The sequence below is a fragment of the Streptomyces sp. NRRL S-244 genome (assembly GCF_000717915.1).
GTDB lineage: Bacteria > Actinomycetota > Actinomycetes > Streptomycetales > Streptomycetaceae > Streptomyces.
Genome location: NZ_JOCX01000042.1, coordinates 1 through 16,375, shown reverse-complemented (window position 1 = coordinate 16,375; position 16,375 = coordinate 1). Strand labels below are relative to the sequence as shown.

Annotated in this window: 10 protein-coding genes; 5 read left to right on the top strand and 5 right to left on the bottom strand. The window is 73.1% G+C overall.

All coding sequences use genetic code 11. The features are described 5' to 3' along the window. Nucleotides 1–179: 179 nt before the first annotated feature. The 4 genes from IF02_RS32780 (at nucleotide 180) to IF02_RS0130365 (ending at nucleotide 7,666) form a co-directional block, all read left to right on the top strand. Nucleotides 180–995 (top strand): SWIM zinc finger family protein, encoded by an 816-nt coding sequence (locus IF02_RS32780; RefSeq protein WP_051696653.1) that lies wholly within the window; start codon nucleotides 180–182, stop codon nucleotides 993–995. 169 nt (nucleotides 996–1,164) lie between these two features. Beyond that, nucleotides 1,165–3,831, top strand: a complete 2,667-nt coding sequence (locus IF02_RS0130375; RefSeq protein WP_030162683.1) for a SpoIIE family protein phosphatase — start codon at nucleotides 1,165–1,167, stop codon at nucleotides 3,829–3,831. 122 nt (nucleotides 3,832–3,953) lie between these two features. Continuing rightward, complete coding sequence (locus tag IF02_RS0130370; RefSeq protein WP_051696652.1) at nucleotides 3,954–5,150, top strand: ABC transporter substrate-binding protein; 1,197 nt, start codon at nucleotides 3,954–3,956, stop codon at nucleotides 5,148–5,150. A gap of 98 nt (nucleotides 5,151–5,248) precedes the next feature. Continuing rightward, entirely contained in the window at nucleotides 5,249–7,666 is a 2,418-nt protein-coding gene (locus IF02_RS0130365) for a SpoIIE family protein phosphatase (protein ID WP_158708587.1), read from the top strand. A gap of 54 nt (nucleotides 7,667–7,720) precedes the next feature. On the opposite strand, the gene fusA is transcribed toward IF02_RS0130365, so the two are convergent. The 5 genes from fusA to IF02_RS35790 form a co-directional block, all read right to left on the bottom strand. After that, the gene (fusA, locus tag IF02_RS0130360; protein ID WP_030162677.1) at nucleotides 7,721–9,805 is read right to left on the bottom strand and encodes an elongation factor G; all 2,085 of its coding nucleotides are present in this window, start codon (nucleotides 9,803–9,805) and stop codon (nucleotides 7,721–7,723) included. A 393-nt stretch (nucleotides 9,806–10,198) separates the two neighbouring features. Beyond that, nucleotides 10,199–10,756 carry a hypothetical protein gene (locus tag IF02_RS35005; protein WP_051696650.1) on the bottom strand — a complete coding sequence of 186 codons (558 nt, stop codon included), beginning with the start codon at nucleotides 10,754–10,756 and terminating at the stop codon, nucleotides 10,199–10,201. Nucleotides 10,757–10,817: 61 nt separating this feature from the next. Beyond that, on the bottom strand, nucleotides 10,818–11,882 hold the full coding sequence (locus IF02_RS0130350) for an SCO0930 family lipoprotein (protein ID WP_030162673.1): 1,065 nt from the start codon (nucleotides 11,880–11,882) through the stop codon (nucleotides 10,818–10,820). Nucleotides 11,883–12,036: 154 nt separating this feature from the next. Next, nucleotides 12,037–13,485, bottom strand: coding sequence for an NADH-quinone oxidoreductase subunit NuoF family protein (locus IF02_RS0130345; RefSeq protein ID WP_030162671.1), 1,449 nt, complete (start codon nucleotides 13,483–13,485; stop codon nucleotides 12,037–12,039). Next, on the bottom strand, nucleotides 13,482–14,516 hold the full coding sequence (locus tag IF02_RS35790; RefSeq protein ID WP_234318377.1) for a hypothetical protein: 1,035 nt from the start codon (nucleotides 14,514–14,516) through the stop codon (nucleotides 13,482–13,484). The genes IF02_RS0130345 and IF02_RS35790 overlap by 4 nt, the downstream gene beginning before the upstream one ends. 595 nt (nucleotides 14,517–15,111) lie before the next feature. Here IF02_RS35790 and IF02_RS0130335 point away from each other — a divergent pair. Further along, a complete protein-coding gene (locus tag IF02_RS0130335) occupies nucleotides 15,112–16,338 on the top strand; it encodes a PucR family transcriptional regulator (protein WP_030162668.1) in 1,227 nt (408 codons plus the stop codon). The last annotated feature ends 37 nt before the right edge of the window (nucleotides 16,339–16,375 follow it).

Below are 16,375 nucleotides of genomic sequence, written 5' to 3'. Positions count from 1 at the left end.
CCGCGCCGCGAGACCAGCCTGGTGCTGCTCGTGCCACAACGGGCCGGTCTCGATACCGAGCGCAGCGATCACGCCGGGCGTCAGCCCCATAATCGGCGTTCCAGCGAGAATGGCGCCCGGCCGGCCCGCCGGCTCGCGGGGGCGCGCTCCTTCGAACGGGACTCGGCTATCTGTCCACGGTGTCCCGGCTGGAGATCGCGGATGAGGCGATCACCGCGACCGTGGACGGCAGCGACGCCTACGAGGTCGAGCTGACCGAGGACGAGGACGGCCGGCTCTCCGGCTGGTGCGACTGCCCGTACGGGCAGGAGGGCAACTTCTGCGAGCATGGCGTGGCGGTGGGCCTGACCGTCCTGGGGCAGGCCGACTCCGTGCCGCCGCAGCGGTCGGCCGCCGCCTCATGCACCCGGCTGCCGGATGCCTGGCTGGAGTCCCGCACCCGCGGGGAACTGCTCGTCCTGGTACGGGAACAATTCGTCCACGACCGCGACCTGCACCGCCGCCTCGCATTGCGGACGGCCACCGCCGGGGAGGACACCGGCATCGCCCGGGAGCGCATCCTGAGCCTCCTCGACACCCGCCCCTTCGCCCACTACGGCTACGTCGAGCCCGCTGACACCCGCGCCTACGGACGGCAGGCTGCGGCCGCCGTCACCGCCCTGCGGGCGCTGACGGCGGCCGGCCGGGCCGCTGACGCGGTGGAGGTGGCCCGCGAGGCCCTCCATGTCCTGGGCCGCGCGTGCGGGGAGATCGAAGGCTCGGACGGCCTGATCGGGAACGTCGCCACCGGCCCGGCCGAGGCGCGCCTGGAGTTCTGCCGGACCGGCCGGCCCGACCCGGTGGAGACCGCCGAGTGGCTGGTGCACCGCTGCGAGGGCAGAGCGGTGGCCGCGCGTGCGAGCGCATGGCGGAACCGCTGCTCAGCGTCCGCGCCTGCCACCGGGTGCCGGATGGCGACGCTCGACCAGCATGTGCCGACAACCCATGGAGGTTAGAGAATGGACTATGGGCAACCTCCTGGGACGTTTCCGGCGTTGGCTGCTCCGCTCTACCACGAGCTCCTCCTCCAGCCCTCCGCCTCCCCGCTCAGGACACCACCAGGAGCATCAGGAGCCCGCCCAGCCCCCCAGGAGAAGGCCACAGCGCCTCTCCTCCCTGTTGAGCGTGCGCAGCGTGGCCGGCGAGGTGTTCCTGCTGCAGCTGGGCGTCGTGGTGCTCCTCGTGGCCGCCGCGGTGGTGGCCCTCGTGGTGCAGGCACGGAGCGACGCCATGCTGGACGCCCGGAACCGTACGCTCGCCGCCGCCGGAACGTTCGCGGAGTCCCCGGGAATCGTCGCGGCCCTGCGCAGCCCCCATCCGAGCGCGGTGCTCCAGCCGAGCGCCCAGGCCGCCCGGAAGATCGCGGGGGTCGACGGCATCAACGTGTACACGCTGGACGGGCTCACCATCACGCACAGCGACCCGCGGCAGCTCGGGAGGCGCGTCGTGGGCCCCTTCTCCAAGGCGGCGGCCGGCAAGTCCTTCACCGAGACGTTCGAAGGGTCCCTGGGGCGGTCCGTGGTCTCCGTGGTCCCCGTCAAGGACCACGACGGCCGCGTCATCGCCGTCGTGGCCTCCCCGGTCACCGTCCAGAACGTCCAGGGCATGGTGAACCGGCAGCTGCCGGTCGTCCTCGGCAGCGCGGCCGCGGTGCTCGCCCTGTCCGCCGGCGGGACGGCCCTGGTGAGCCGTCGGCTGCTGCGCCGGACCCATGGCCTGGGACCGGCCGAGATGACGAGGATGTACGAGCACCACGACGCGGTGCTGCACGCGGTGCGGGAGGGCGTACTGATCGTCGGCGGCGGCGGACGGCTGCTGCTCGCCAATGACGAGGCGCGCCGGCTGCTGGACCTGCCCGCGGACGCGGAAGGGCGCCCCGTCACGGACCTGGGTCTGGACGAGGCGATCGCCGAGCCGATCGCATCGGGCCGTTCCGCGACCGACGAGCTGCACATGGCGGCCGACCGGCTGCTGGCGGTGAACATCCGGCCCACCGCCCCCTACGGCCAGGCCGGGACCGTCGTCACGCTGCGGGACACCACCGAGCTGCGGGCACTCACCGGCCGGGCCGAGGTGGCCCGCGAGCGGCTGAAGCTGCTCTACGACGCGGGGGTGCGGGTCGGAACGACCCTGAACGTGGAGCGCACCGCCGAGGAGCTGGCGGAGGCGGCGGTCCCGCGGTTCGCCGACGTGGTCACGGTCGACCTGCTGGACCCGGTGCTGCGCGGCGAGGAGCCGCCCGAAACGAACACCGAGATGCGCAGGACCGCCGTCGCCGGCCTTCAGGGGGACCACCCGCTCACCCCCGTCGGCGAGCTGATCCGGTTCGCGCCCGCCGGTCCCATGGCCACCGGGCTGGCCGACGGCCACGCGGTCCTGGAGGCGGACCTGCGCGCCACCCACCGGTGGCGGTCCCAGAACCAGGCCAACGCCCTGCAGATCCTGGACCGCGGCTTCCACTCCCTGATCGTCGTGCCCCTGCGGGCCCGGGGCGTGGTGCTGGGGATGGCCGGCTACTGGCGGGGGCAGGACTCCGCGCCGTTCGACGAGGAGGACGTGTCCTTCGCCGAGGAGCTGACCGCCCGGGCGGCGCTGTCCGTCGACAATGCCCGCCGTTACACCCGCGAGCACACCATGGCCGTCACCCTGCAGCGCAGCCTGCTGCCCCGGGGCGTGCCGGAGCAGTCCGCCGTCGAGGTCGCGCACCGCTATCTGGCCGCCCAGGCCGGGGTGGGCGGTGACTGGTTCGACGTCATCCCGCTGCCCGGCGCCCGGGTGGCGCTGGTGGTCGGCGACGTCGTCGGCCACGGTCTGCACGCCGCCGCCACCATGGGCCGCCTGCGCACCGCCGTGTACAACTTCTCCACCCTCGACCTGCCCCCGGACGAGCTCCTGAGCCACCTGGACGAGCTGGTCGCCCACATCGACACCGACGAGCAGGAGTGGCAGGGCATCACCGGAGCCACCTGCCTGTGCGCCATCTACGATCCCGTCTCGGGGCAGGTGACCGCCGCCACCGCCGGGCATCCGGGCCCCGCCCTGGTCCGCCCCGACGGAACCGTGTCCTTCCCCGAGGTGCCGGTCTCCCCGCCGCTGGGCCTGGGCGCGGGTCTGCCCATGGAGACCATGACGGTCACCCTGCCCGAAGGTTCCCGGCTGGCCCTCTTCACCGACGGGCTGATCGAGAGCCGCGACCGCGATCCGGACGCGGGCCTGGCAGCGCTGCGCGCCGCCCTGGCGGGGCCCGCCCGCACCCCGGAGGAAACCTGCACCGTGGTGATCGAAGCGATGCTGCCCGCCAAGCCCAGCGACGATGTCGCGCTGCTCGTGGCCCGCACCCGCCGGCTGGACCCCGCGCGGATCGCCGAGTGGGACGTGCCCCCCGACCCGGCGGCGGTGTCCCCGGTGCGCAACGCCTGCGCCCGCCGACTCGCGGACTGGGGTCTGGAGGACATCGCCTTCACCACGGAACTCATCCTCAGCGAGCTGATCACGAACGCCATCCGCTACGGCACCGAGCCCATCCGGGTGAGGCTGCTGTACGACCGCAGCCTGGTCTGCGAGGTCTCCGACGGGTCCAGCACCTCCCCGCACCTGCGCCGGGCCGAGGCCACTGACGAGGGCGGCCGCGGCCTGTTCCTCGTCGCGCAGTTCGCCGAGCGCTGGGGCACCCGCTACACCGCCCGCGGCAAGATCATCTGGAGCGAGCAGGCCCCCCACGGCGGGGCCGCCCCGCCCGGGACGGACCTGGGGGAGGCTCTGCTGGCCGGGTGGGACGACGAAGGGGCCTGAGGACGTGCCGGTACGGCAGCCGCAGGGAAGGCGGCGGACACCACCGTCCGGGACTGCGTTGCCGAGGCCTCCGTACGTACGCTGGCCTCGATCAGTACGCGACCGCCCGTAATGGAGCCTTCGTGCCCGCACCTCGTCTCCGGACAGCCTCCGTCGCCGCCTGCCTGGCCCTCTCGGCGGCGCCCCTCGGTGCCTGCGGAGACGAGCCCACCGCCACGCCCAGAGCCCCCGCGGTGGCCACGTCCGCGGCGGACGCCGGCGGCATGGCGGCACTGACCGCAGCGGCGAAGAAGGAGGGCGCACTCAACGCGATCGCGCTCCCGGACGACTGGGCCGGCTACGGCGCACTGATCGACGGCTTCGAGAGGAAGTACGGGATCAAGGTCACTGTGGAGAACCCCGAGGGCACCAGCCAGGACGAGATCAACGCCCTGAAGGAGCACAGGGGCGGCGGCCGCGCCCCCGACGTGGTCGACGTGGGGGACTCGTTCGCGCAGCCCGCGGCCCGGCAGGGCCTGCTCGCGCCGTACGAGGTCGCCCCGTACGACCAGATCCCCGAGGAACAGAAGGACCCGCAGGCCCGCTGGTCCAACAACTACGGGGGCTACGTCTCGATCGGCTGTGACGCCAAGCGCGTCAAGACCTGCCCCTCGACCTTCGCCGACCTGCGCAAACCCGAGTACAAGGGCCAGGTCGCGCTCAACGGAAACCCCACCAAGTCCGGCTCCGCCTTCGCCGGAGTGTATGCGGCGGCCCTGGCGAACGGGGGTTCCTTCGACGACATCCAGCCCGGTATCGACTTCTTCGCCGAGCTCAGCAAGAACGGAAACTTCATCCCGGTCGAATCCACTCCGGACACCATCGCGAAGGGCCGGACCCCGATCAGCATCGACTGGGACTTCCTCAACCTCGGATACGCCGACGAATTCCGCAGGAAGGGCACGGACGTCGACTGGCGGACCGCCATCCCCTTCGACGGGAGCTTCGCCGAGTACTACGCGAGCGGGGTGAACAAGGACGCCCCGCACCCGGCGGCGGCACGCCTGTGGCAGGAGTACGTCTTCAGCCCGGAGGGCCAGAACCTCCGGCTCGGCGCCTATGCACGACCCGTCCTCATGGACGCGATGAAGAAGGACGGCACCCTCGACAAGGCCGCCGCCGAGAAACTGCCGACGGTCGAGGGCACGCCGACGTTTCCCACGGAGGCGCAGAGGGAGAAGGCGAAGGAAGCCGTCAACCGCGGCTGGGCCGAGGCCGTCTCGGGGAGCGGGATGCAGGGGGCTTCCGGTGGGGCTCGACCCAGGCTGCACAAGCGGTGACGCAGAGCGATAATCGGAGCAGTACGCAGAGAGTCGTTCCGCGGATCGGGAAGTGGGGCGCAGTGATGCACGACCCGGCGTTCCACGATGCCTCCGGCGTGGTTGCGGAACCGGGCGACGAGACGTACGCCCTGCTCGACGCGCGCGGCGTGGTCATCGGCTGGGGGCCGGGGGCCGAGCGGCTGCTCGGGTACACCGCCCGGGAGGTGCACGGGTGGCGCGGGGCCGATCTGCTGCTCGCGCGCTCCGAGCTCGGGCACGCGGTCCTGCGGCACCGGAGCGGGCGCGGGGTCGAGGTGGCGCTCCACGCGCGGCCCATGACGTCCACGGCCGGGGACCGGCAGTGGCTGATCCAGGCCACCGACACCGACGCCACGCAGCGGCGCGAGCTCAGCGAGGCCCTGATCAGGGGGCTGTTCACCGAGTCCCCTTTCCTCATCGACGTGTTCGACACGCAGTTGCGCTTCATCGCGCAGAACGACGCGCTGCGGCGCGGCGCGGGCTTCGAGAACGAGGAGTTCGTCGGGCGCACGATGTCCGAGGTGGCACCGCCCGACCTGCTGGACATGGCGGCCCTCGAAGCACGCCAGCGCCATGTCCTGGAGACGGGTGAGGCCCTGGTCCAGACCGAGGTACGGGGCCTGCTGCGCGGCGATCCCGACCGGCAGCACGTCTGGTCCGAGACCATCCTCCCGCTGCGCAGCAGCTCCGGGGAGCTGATCGCGCTCGCGCACACGGTGGCCGACGTGACCGAACGGGCCCGGGCGCGCGAGCGGTTGGCGCTCGTCAACGACGCGAGCACGCGCATCGGCACCACGCTGGACGTGCTGCGCACCGCGCAGGAGCTCGTCGAGGTGGCCGTACCAGAGTTCGCCGACCACGCCTACGTCGACCTGCCCGGCCCGGTCCTCGGCGGCGAGGAGCCGCTCGTCGGCGCGGGGGGCGAGGCCCTGACCCTGCTGCGCGCGGCGACGTCCTCCGTACCCGGAAGCCCGGTGAAGGCGGCGGTCGCGACGGGCGACCCCGACCCCTTCACCACCGGGCCGGGCTCCCTCTTCACCCGGGCCATGGCCAGTGGCGAACCGTTGCTGCTGACGGGCGAGGAGCTGATCGCGGAGCTCGCCCCGGTCGACCCCCCGCAGGCCGAGCGGGTCCGTTCGTACGGAGTCCACTCCTGGCTGCTCGTGCCGATGTCCGCCCGCGGGGCGGTGCTCGGCGCCGCCGTCTTCGTACGCCACGCGCGCGCCCACGGGTTCGAGCCGGACGACGTCCTGCTGGCCGAGGAGATCGCGGCGCGCGCTGCGGTGTGCATCGACAACGCGAGCCGCTACACGCGCGAGCGGACGGCGGCCCTGGCCCTGCGGCGCAGCCTGCTGCCCCAACGGCTGCCGGTGCTCGGCGCGTTGGAGGCGGTGTCCCGCTACCTGCCCGCGCACGGACAGGCGGAGCTGGGCGGGGCCTGGTACGACGTGATCCCGCTGTCGGGCGCACGGGTGGCGCTGGTGGTGGGCGACGCGCAGGGGCGCGGCCTGAACGCCGCGGTGACCATGGGCCGGCTGCGGACCGCCGTACGGACCCTCGCCGACCTCGACCTCTCCCCCGACGAGCTGCTCTCGTACATGGACGACCAGATCCACCGGTTCGTGGACGAGCACGGCCAGGACGGTGCCAGCGGGTCTCGCCCCGGCGGTGCGGCCGGGACGACCTGCGCGTACGCCGTCTTCGACCCGATCACGCGGCAGCTGGCCGTGGCGTGCGCGGGCCATCCGCCGCCCGTACTCGCGCCGGTGGGCGGGGAGCCCGCCATCGTGGCCCTTCCGGCCGGGCCTCCCCTCGGTCTCGGCGGATCGCCGTTCGAGAGCGCCGAGATGACGCTGAACGACGGGGACGTACTGGCGCTCTACAGCCACGGCCTGGTCGCGGCGCCCGACCGGGACGTGGACCTCGGCCTCGAACGGCTCCCGGAGGCGCTCTCGGGCATCGCGCTCACCCCGCCGAACGGGCTCGACCAGGCCTGCGACGCGGTGATCGGCCGGCTGCTCCCGGTGCTGCCGCAGAACGACGTGGCGGTGCTGATGGTGCGCCTGCACGAGCTGCCGGCCGAGCACCACGTCACATGGGACCTGCCGGCCGAGCCCGAGATCGTGTCCCGGGCCCGTACGCTCGCCACGCGGCAGCTCGCCGTATGGGGCCTGGACGAGCTGGAGTTCACCACGGAGCTGGTGGTCAGCGAACTGGTCACCAACGCCATCCGCTACGGCAGCGAGCCGATCCAGCTGCGGATGATCCGCGACCGCGAGCTGATCTGCGAGGTCTCGGACGGCAGCAGCACCTCCCCGCACGTACGGCGCGCGGAGGAGACCGACGAGGGAGGGCGCGGGCTGTTCATGGTGGCGCAGCTCGCCCAGCTCTGGGGCACCCGCTACCACGCCCGCGGCAAGACCATCTGGGCCGAACAGCCCTTCCCCGAAGGGTTCCTGGAGGAGGCGGACGCCACCGCCGCATCCACCGGCTGACGGCTGCGCCCGTACCCCCGGCCGACGAGGCGACCGGGGGTACGGGCGGGCGCACTAGCCCGACTGGGCCTGCTGGTACGCCGCCACCGGTACGGGGGCGTAGCCCGCGGGCCGGGTGGTGAACGTGCCCCGGCCCTGGGTGCGGCTGCGCAGCCGGGACGCGTAGCCGAACAGCTCGGCCAGCGGCACGGTGGCGGTGACCGCCGTGGTCCCGGAGCGCGCGGCCGAGCCCGAGACCCGTCCGCGCCGGGCGGCCAGGTCGCCCAGCACCCCGCCGACGGCGTCGTCGGGTACGGTCACCACGATCTCGGCCACCGGTTCCAGCAGCTCCATCGCGGCGGCGCGCAGGGCCTCGCGCAGCGCGAACCTGCCCGCCGCCCGGAACGCCATCTCCGAGGAGTCCTTGGAGTGCGTGGCCCCGTCGGTCAGGGTGACGCGGAGCCCGGTCACCGGATGGCCGCCGAGGGGGCCCTCGGCGAGCGCGTCGCGGCAGCCCGCCTCCACGGCGCGGGCGTACTCCTGCGGCACCCGCCCGCCGACGACGGCCGACCGGAATTCGAACGCGCCGTCGCCGGCCCGTTCCGCATCCGGAGCCGGGGCCAGGGGCTCGACGTCGAGGACCACGTGGGCGAACTGGCCCGCGCCGCCGTCCTGCTTGACGTGCCGGTACACCAGCCCCGACACGCCGCGCACGACGGTCTCCCGGTACGCCACCCGCGGGCGGCCCGCGGTGATCCGCAGCCCGTGGCTGCGGCGGATCTTCTCCACCGCGACCTCCAGGTGCAGCTCGCCCATGCCCGACAGCACCGTCTGGCCCGTCTCGGGATCCGTCCGCACCACCAGCGACGGGTCCTCCTCGACCAGCCGGGCCAGCGCCGCCGACAGCCGGCCGGTCTCGGCGCTGCTGCCCGCCTCTACGGCCACGGACACCACCGGTGCGGCGGCCTTCGGCGGCTCCAGTACGAGCGGTGCCTCCGGTGCGCACAGCGTGGACCCCGCGCGGGTGCCCTTGAGCCCGACCACCGCGACGATGTCCCCGGCCACCGCCCGGTCCACCTCGGCGTGGCGGTCGGCCTGGACGTGCAGGATCCGTCCGATCCGCTCGGTCCGGCCGGTGCCCGCGTCCAGCACGGTGTCCCCCTTCCTCATCGTTCCCGAATAGACCCGCAGGCAGGTCAGCCGTCCGGTCGCCGTCGCGTTCACCTTGAAGGCCAGCGCCGCGAACGGCGCCGCCGGGTCGGCGGCCCGTTCCTCCACCGCCGCTCCGTGGGCGCCCCGTACGGGCGGCATGTCCGCCGGCGAGGGGAGGTACGACACGACGGCGTCCAGCAGCGGCTCGATCCCGCGGTTGCGGTAGGCCGAGCCGCAGAGCACGACGACTCCTTCCCCACTCCGCGTCAGGTCGCGCAGCGCCGCGGTCAGCGTGGCGGCGGAGAGCGCCGAGGTGGCGCAGTACTCCTCCAGGGCGGCCGGGTGGAGTTCCGCGACCCGCTCCTCCAGCAGTCGGCGGCGCCGGCGCGCCTCCTCGTACAGGTGACCGGGTACGGGACCCGCCTCGAACGAGTCCGGCGTGGCGCCCCAGACCAGCGCCCGCATGCGGACGAGGTCCACCGTTCCGCGGAATCCGTCCTCCTGCCCGATGGGCAGCTGGACGACCAGCGGAACGACGTGGAGCCGCTCCTGTACGGACGCGACCGCCCGGTCGAGGTCGGCGCCGACGCGGTCCATCTTGTTGACGAACACGAGGCGCGGCACGCCGTGGCGGTCGGCCTGCCGCCAGACCGACTCGCTCTGCGGTTCGACGCCCGCGACGGCGTCGAACACCGCGACCGCTCCGTCGAGTACGCGCAGGGAGCGCTCCACTTCGTCGGAGAAGTCGACGTGTCCCGGTGTGTCGATCAGGTTGACGTGGTGGCCGTCCCACGTACAGCTGACGGCGGCGGCGAAGATGGTGATGCCGCGGTCGCGCTCCTGGGGGTCGTAGTCGGTGACGGTCGTGCCGTTGTGGACCTCGCCGCGTTTGTGGGTGGCTCCGGTGGCGTAGAGGATCCGCTCGGTGACGGTGGTCTTGCCGGCGTCGACGTGCGCGAGGATGCCGAGATTGCGGACGGTGGTCGAGGTGTTCAGGTGGGTGCGCATGGCCCGAGGTCTTTCTGGACGGTCGAGAAGAGGGCGGCGCGATTTCCGGACGAAGGACGTGCCCGGGCGCCGTACGGCGACCAGGGCGCAGCATGGCGACACGGGCCTACCAGGGCCTGCCAAGGCGGGCAAAAGGCCTACTGGGGAAGGGGCGTGTCAGTCGTCGCGGACATCCGATGGCGGCCGCGCAGCCGTCATCGGGAAGACGGGGACACCAGGATCACGTCGTACCGGGACCGGGGAACGAACACGGCGATGTGGTGACACACGGCCCGGCTCCCCTCTCGTCGACGAAGTGCGCACCACGTCGCGTGGCGGCATGAGAGCGAGTGTAGGGACACGGCAGCGGCCCGGCACCGCAATTAAGAATCGCGGGCCGGGCCGGACGCCCCCTCAGGACGCGGCGGGACTCGGGGAGTCGTGCCCGCCGGCGTGGGAGGTGCCGGTGGAGGCGTCGTGCGCGGGGCCGTGCGAGGCGTCGGGCGAGGGCTCGTGGGGCGCGTCGTGGGGGGAGGAGCCGTGGCCGGAGACGGTTTCGATCGTTCCGCCCAGGCGGGTGTGGGCGCCGGCCAAGGCCTCGGCGGAGGCCGCCGTGATGACCCAGGTGGGGCCCACGAGGTACGTGCCGCCGTACATCTGGGCCTCGGTCAGCCAGGTCTGCCGGCCCTGCTCGTTGGTGAAGGTGGCCATCCGGAAGCCCTCCTGGCCCGACCCGCACGCCCCTTCCCTCAGCTCCTCCGCGTCGACCGTGATCTCGGGCGTACAGCCGAGGGCGTCGGCGATCTGTTGGAGCGGGGCGGGGCGGGCGGCGGAGGCCGGGGCGGGGGACGAGCTCGGGTCGGGCGGAGCCTGCGGACCGGCCGCCACCCGGGCGGCGCAGCCGCCGCACAGCAGCGTCGCGAGCAGCGCGGCAGCGGCGGCGGAAGCGGCGGGACGGGGTGAACGGGGCATGGCTGGCTGCCTCACAGGGTTCGGGCGGAACGGGGGCGGAGATCGGGGGCGGCAGCGCGCGCTACGCCGTCGGCGGGACCTTCTTGCCCTCGGCGGTGACCGCGAACCAGAGCCCCTGCTTGTTGTGCCCGTTCGCCTGGCCGGGCGCGGTGTCTCCGGTGAACGTGTAGACCGGCCAGCAGTCGATCGTCAGCTGCTCGCTGCCGTCGGGCCGCTTCACCGATCCGACCAGCTTGCCGGAAATCCCCTCGGCCTTCGCCTTGTCGACGGCCGGGGCGGGCTTCCATGTATCCAGGCAGGCGCCGAGGCAGCCGAACTTCATCGGCCACGCACTGTCCTTGTCGAACCGGTAGAGCGTGCGCCACTGCCCGTCCACCAGGATCTTGCCGAGTTTCTCGTTGTCGGCGACGGACAGTTCCGCTCCCTTCTTCATGTCCATGCCTCCCATTCCCGCCCCCATTTCCATTCCCGTTCCGGTATTGCCGTCCGCCTTCTGTTTCTTGTCGATCGCCTTCTTACCGTCCGGCGCCAGTGCGTGCCAGGTCCCGCCGACGCCCTCGCCCTTCGCCTCGCCCGCCTTCGTGTCCTTCGCGTAGCGGTAGACGGGCCAGCCGCCGAGGGTCAGCTGCTTGCTGCCGTCGGTCCGGGCGACGGATCCGAGGAGGGCCGCGTCGATGCCGGCGGCGGCCGAGGCGTCGTCCGCCGGGACCGCCGGCCACGCCGTGGCGCAGTCCCCTTCGCAGTTGGACTTGGGGGGCTCCGGCGTGTCCTTGTCGAAGCGGTAGAGGGCCATCCCGGCGCTGTCGGTGACCACGCTGCCCACGTTCGCGATGTCCCGTACGGACAGCTGGCCCGCCGACGACCCGGCCTTGCCGGAACCGGAACCGGAACCGGAACCGGAACCGGAGCCCGATCCGACGTCCGAGCCCGACCCGGAGCCGGCGGCGGCGTCCGACCCGTAGCCGCCCGCTCCGTAGCCCGTGTCGTACGCCCCTCCGAGGGCCTTTCCGGCACCCGCCGGCTGTACGGAATTCGCGTTGCGCGCGGCGCCGTTGTCGCTGCTTCCGCAACCTGCCGCCAGCAGCAGAACCGCGGCCACCGATCCGACCGATGAGATTCGACGCATCTTGTTCACGATCACTCCTTCGGGTTGAACCCGGGGGGTTCGTCTACTGCCTTATTCATAAGGCCTGACGGGTTCACCGAATTCGAATGAGCGGGAATTTATCAGATCGCGCTAACCGCTGAACTCCCGCCGTCGGCAGCCGTTTACCGCGGGCTCATTCCTGAATGCGCAGCGCGAGCGCGGGGCATCGCCGCACCGCGCGGAGCGCCATCGGCCGCAGCCTTCCGGGGACCGACATGACGGCCTCGGCCGGATAGCCGTCCCGGTCCAGCCGCACCACGTCGGGCAGCACGTCCACGCAGAGTCCGTGGCCCTTGCACAGCGTCCAGTCCACGACGAGCCGTTCGGGGTTCTCGTCCTCGGGCATCGGCAGCGCCCCGAGCACGCGGCGTCCGCAGCCGCTGCCCAGGGCGTGGTCGCGCATCTCGTCGGGGAAGACGGCGAGCGCGGAGGCCATGAAGGCCGAGGTCCCGTCGGGATGGCTGCACGCACCGCGGCGCAGCACCCCCCGCATCCGCGCCTCGACCGCCTCCAGCGCGGGCCGTCCTCCCCCGGCCACCAGAGCCTCCACGGCATCGGCGAGCGAGGGCAGGCCCCTGACGCACGGGCCGCACTGGCCGGCGGTCTCGTCCGCCATCCAGCGCATCACGCGGGCCACTTCGCCGGCCGGGCAGGTGTCCTCGGGCAGCGGCAGGACCGCGCCCGCCCCCAGGGTGGCCTTGAGCGAGGACAGCGACTCCCGGGAGAGCAGGGCGGTCCGGGCCGCCGCCGGCGTCAGCCATTTCCCGTGGTACCCGCCGACCAGGACGCCCTGGCCCGGGGACGAGCCGCACAGCTCCAGGACGTACGCCAGGGAGGTCCCGAGCGGCGCCTCGACGACCGTCGACCCGCTGATCGTCAACATGACGGTGCCCGGCTCGGAATCGAGGCCGACCGAGCGGTATCCCGACACGCCGAGCCGCGCAGCGACGGCGAGTTGGGCGTACGTCTCGGTGTTGGACAGCAGGGTCGGCAGTCCGCTCAGGCCCCGCTCGCTGGTCCGGACCTTCTGCCCGTTCGGGACGGCGGCCCCCCCGTTGAGGCCGTTCACGAGCGAGGTGCCCTCCCCGGTGACGAAGCGCTCGGGAAGCCTGCCGACGCGCAGGCGGCTGCCGGCCACGCCGCGCTCGGCGACGGCGGCCCGCAGGGACTGCTCCACGTCGTCCCTGGTCACCCCGATGGCGACCTCCTCGGCGCCGATCGCGTCGGCCGCCAACAGGGCTCCGTCGAGCACCAGGTGCGGGGAGTGCAGCAGCATGGCTGCGTCCTTGAGGCAGCTCGGCTCCCCCTCCGTGCCGTTCACCACGACGGCGGTCCGCCCCTCCTTGGTCCGGGCGGACCGGATGACCGCTTTGAGCTTGCGGGCGAACGGAAAGCCCGCTCCCCCGCGGCCCCGCAGGTCGATGCCCTCGGCGAGCTCCACGAGATCGCCCGAGGTGTACTGCGGGATCGGGCCGTGCACCACCGAGTGATTGGCGCGGTCGAGCCGCGGCAGCACATCGAGGCCGGCCAGCAGCCTGGGCTGGCCGACGCACCCGAGGGCGGGATCGACGATCGAGGTCACTGACGGCCCCGCATCCCGCCGAACGACCCACCGGACCGGTCCGTTCCCGGACCGGCCCCGATGCCGCTGGGTATGACCACCGTGTCGTACGAACCGGTGTCGTAGGAACCGGTGCCGTACGCATCGGCCCCGTACGCATCGGCGCCGTACGACGGCACGTACGGCGTCGTTCCGTACGGCGGGAGGATCTCGGTCGTGGGCTCCGGGGCCTGCCGGGGCGAGGGCACGAAGGGGGTCCCCCCCGGCGGGGTGGCCGGGTCGGGCTGTTGCCCGACCGAGCGCCGGTCCGACTGCCGGGCCAGCCGCGCCGTCAGCCGCTCGGCGGCCCATTCCGCAGGCTGCCGGACGAACCGCTGCGGCGGCTTCTTGGGCCGGGGCGGCGTGCCCTGGGCCGTGGCCGCCGACGCGGCCACCGGGCGTACGGGCGCGGCGCGCAGCCTCGCCCGGAGCCGCACGGCGAGCACGCCCGCGACCCCGAGCAGGCAGAGCGCGTACGACACGGTCACCCAGGCGCTGGCGGGACGGCCGGCCTTGAGCCCGTGCACCAGGGACGCGCCCCACGCCGGGTACGCGCCGATGTGCAGGGCCCGCCACCACAGGGAGCGGCCCTTGGTGGCGAAGGCGCTGCGGACCGCGCCGGAGACCGCGACGGAGACGAAGAGGTATCCGGCCAGGGTGCCGAGGCCGATGAGCACCGGCTGGTCCTGGTCCGTGAACGGCAGGAACGCGGAGGCGATCCCCGTCTGCGACTCGGCGACCTTGACCCAGATGTGCAGGAGCAGGAAGCCCAGCCCCGACACGGCGAGGCCGCGGTGGGCCGCCTGGGCGACCAGCCGGTGCCCGGAGGTGAGGACCGTACGGTCGGTGGCCGCGAGCCCCCACAGGACCGCGGAGGTGAGCGAGACGAGCGAGAGGACGCCCGCCCCGAAGTCCAGGAAGTCCCAGAAGTGGCTCAGGGCGCCCGCCCGGGCCGCCACGGACAGGGCGAGCAGGCCCGTGAGGGCACCGATGACAAGGGTGGCTGGGCGCACGCCTCCGGCGGGGGACAGCAGGGGCGGCCTGCGCACGGCCCGCCGGCCGGCGGCCGCGGCAGCGGCGACGCCGGCATGGCGTCTGGTGCGGCGCGCCCGGTGTGAACGGGGCGTACGGGCTGGGGACAGGGGCATGTAGTTCTCCCATACGCCCAGGCCCGAGGCACTCCACCGCGCACTCGGCGCCCGGGGTAGTCGACGGAACTGCTCCGCGGCGGGCGGGAGATGAGGTCCCACCGACCGGGAGCGGGGGCCGGAGTGCAGAAGCATCGTGGACCTTCGCAACGCCTCCACAGTATTTATCTAATCGTGACAAGTTCTGGCGCGCGTGGCATCGTCACACCCGACGCCCCCGGAAGATTCCCTTCCAACGGTGCGGTGGCAACAAGAGTTACGCCTTGTCCGCCACCACACCTCCCCGACGGCAAAACTCAGGCAAAGTCGCGGGACTGCAAGTGGATGGCACTCTCCTGGAGGGTGTACGAGGTGCTCAACTCCCCCGTCCGCACTGGCGCAGAGGGGGGAGGGAGGCTGCCTCGACAGGCTTGTCACCCTCCCACGGGGCAGGCCGTACCCCGGCATGAACGAGGTAACAATGTGCGAACTTCTGAACCGCATCTGGGCTCGTCCCCGAGGCGAATGGACCCGGGTCCTGCGACGGGAACTCCCCGCGCTGACCGCTGGGATGGTGGAGGAGCTGAGGGAGGAGCTCCCCGGGTTCTCCGCCCTCGTCGACGACCTCGACGAGGAGGTGGTCAGACAGCGGCTCGAAGTGGCCCTGCTCACCGCCCTCGGGTACCGCGAACCCGCGCCGCAGCAGCGGGACAAGGCCGCGGAACACGCCCACCCCGACGAGGATGAGGAAGAGGAGGACTACGCGGCCGAGCACGGCCACCCAGGCCTGGAAGAAGAGGAGGAGGAAGAGGATGAAGAACACCGCGGTCCGCCGGCCGGTATCCGGGTCCCCCGTCAGCGAGGGCAGCTGTCCCCCCTGACGGTCGTCCCCCGCGAGGGTCTCGGCACCCGCTCCGAACGGGCCAGGCGTGAGCTGTTCTCCGCCCTCACGAGTGACATGCCCATGGCTGAAATTGCGCTCTCCGAACTGGCCGCCGCGGCCGGCTGGCCGCTCCCGGCCGAAATACGCGCCATCGCCCTCGCCACCCCCGGCGAGACCCAGCAGTTGGCGGCCGTCCTGGACGACGGACTCGCCGGCATGGTCGGCGGCCAGCCCTGCCTGCTGATCCCGAGCCCGGACCCGGAGACCCGCGCCTCGCTGGAGGCCCTGCTGCGCGGCCGGTTCGCCGCCGTGGGCCACCCCGTCGCCCCCCGCGACACCGCTTCCTCCCTGCGGTGGGCCCTGCGACTGCTGTCCCTCACCCCCAACCGCCCCGGCCTGGAGGCGCGGGCCCTCTTCGTCGACGATCACCTCTCCACCCTCCTGCTGCTCCAGGACGAGCCCCTGGCGCACGCGCTGGCCGCACGCTGGCTGCGGCCGCTGGCCAACCTGACCCCGCGCCAGAGCGAACGGCTCGAAGTGACCCTTCTGGCCTGGCTCGAGGGCGGCGGTGCCCCCGAGGCCGCCAAGGCGCTGAGCGTGCACCCCCAGACCGTGCGCTACCGCATGCGGCAGCTCGAGAAGCTCTTCGGCCCCGGCCTGCGCGATCCGCGGACCCGGTTCGAGCTCGAAATGGCCCTGCGCAGCCGCCGCTTGATGGCCCAGGTACGCCGCGCGAACTCGCGGGTCGGCCGCAAGGTGCGCGTCGCCACCACCGACTTCCGGCCGCTGGGCGTCGGGCGCATGGCCCGCGTCAACGGCCTGTAACCCCAAGGCCCCCCGGCCCCCGGCCCCGACCCTCGAA

Excerpts from the sequence above, each read along its gene's own strand:
- IF02_RS35005 (WP_051696650.1), bottom strand. The coding sequence starts at position 10,756 with ATGCCCCGTTCACCCCGTCCCGCCGCTTCCGCCGCCGCTGCCGCGCTG.
- fusA (WP_030162677.1), bottom strand. The coding sequence starts at position 9,805 with ATGCGCACCCACCTGAACACCTCGACCACCGTCCGCAATCTCGGCATC.
- IF02_RS0130350 (WP_030162673.1), bottom strand. The coding sequence starts at position 11,882 with ATGCGTCGAATCTCATCGGTCGGATCGGTGGCCGCGGTTCTGCTGCTG.
- IF02_RS0130335 (WP_030162668.1), top strand. The coding sequence starts at position 15,112 with ATGTGCGAACTTCTGAACCGCATCTGGGCTCGTCCCCGAGGCGAATGG.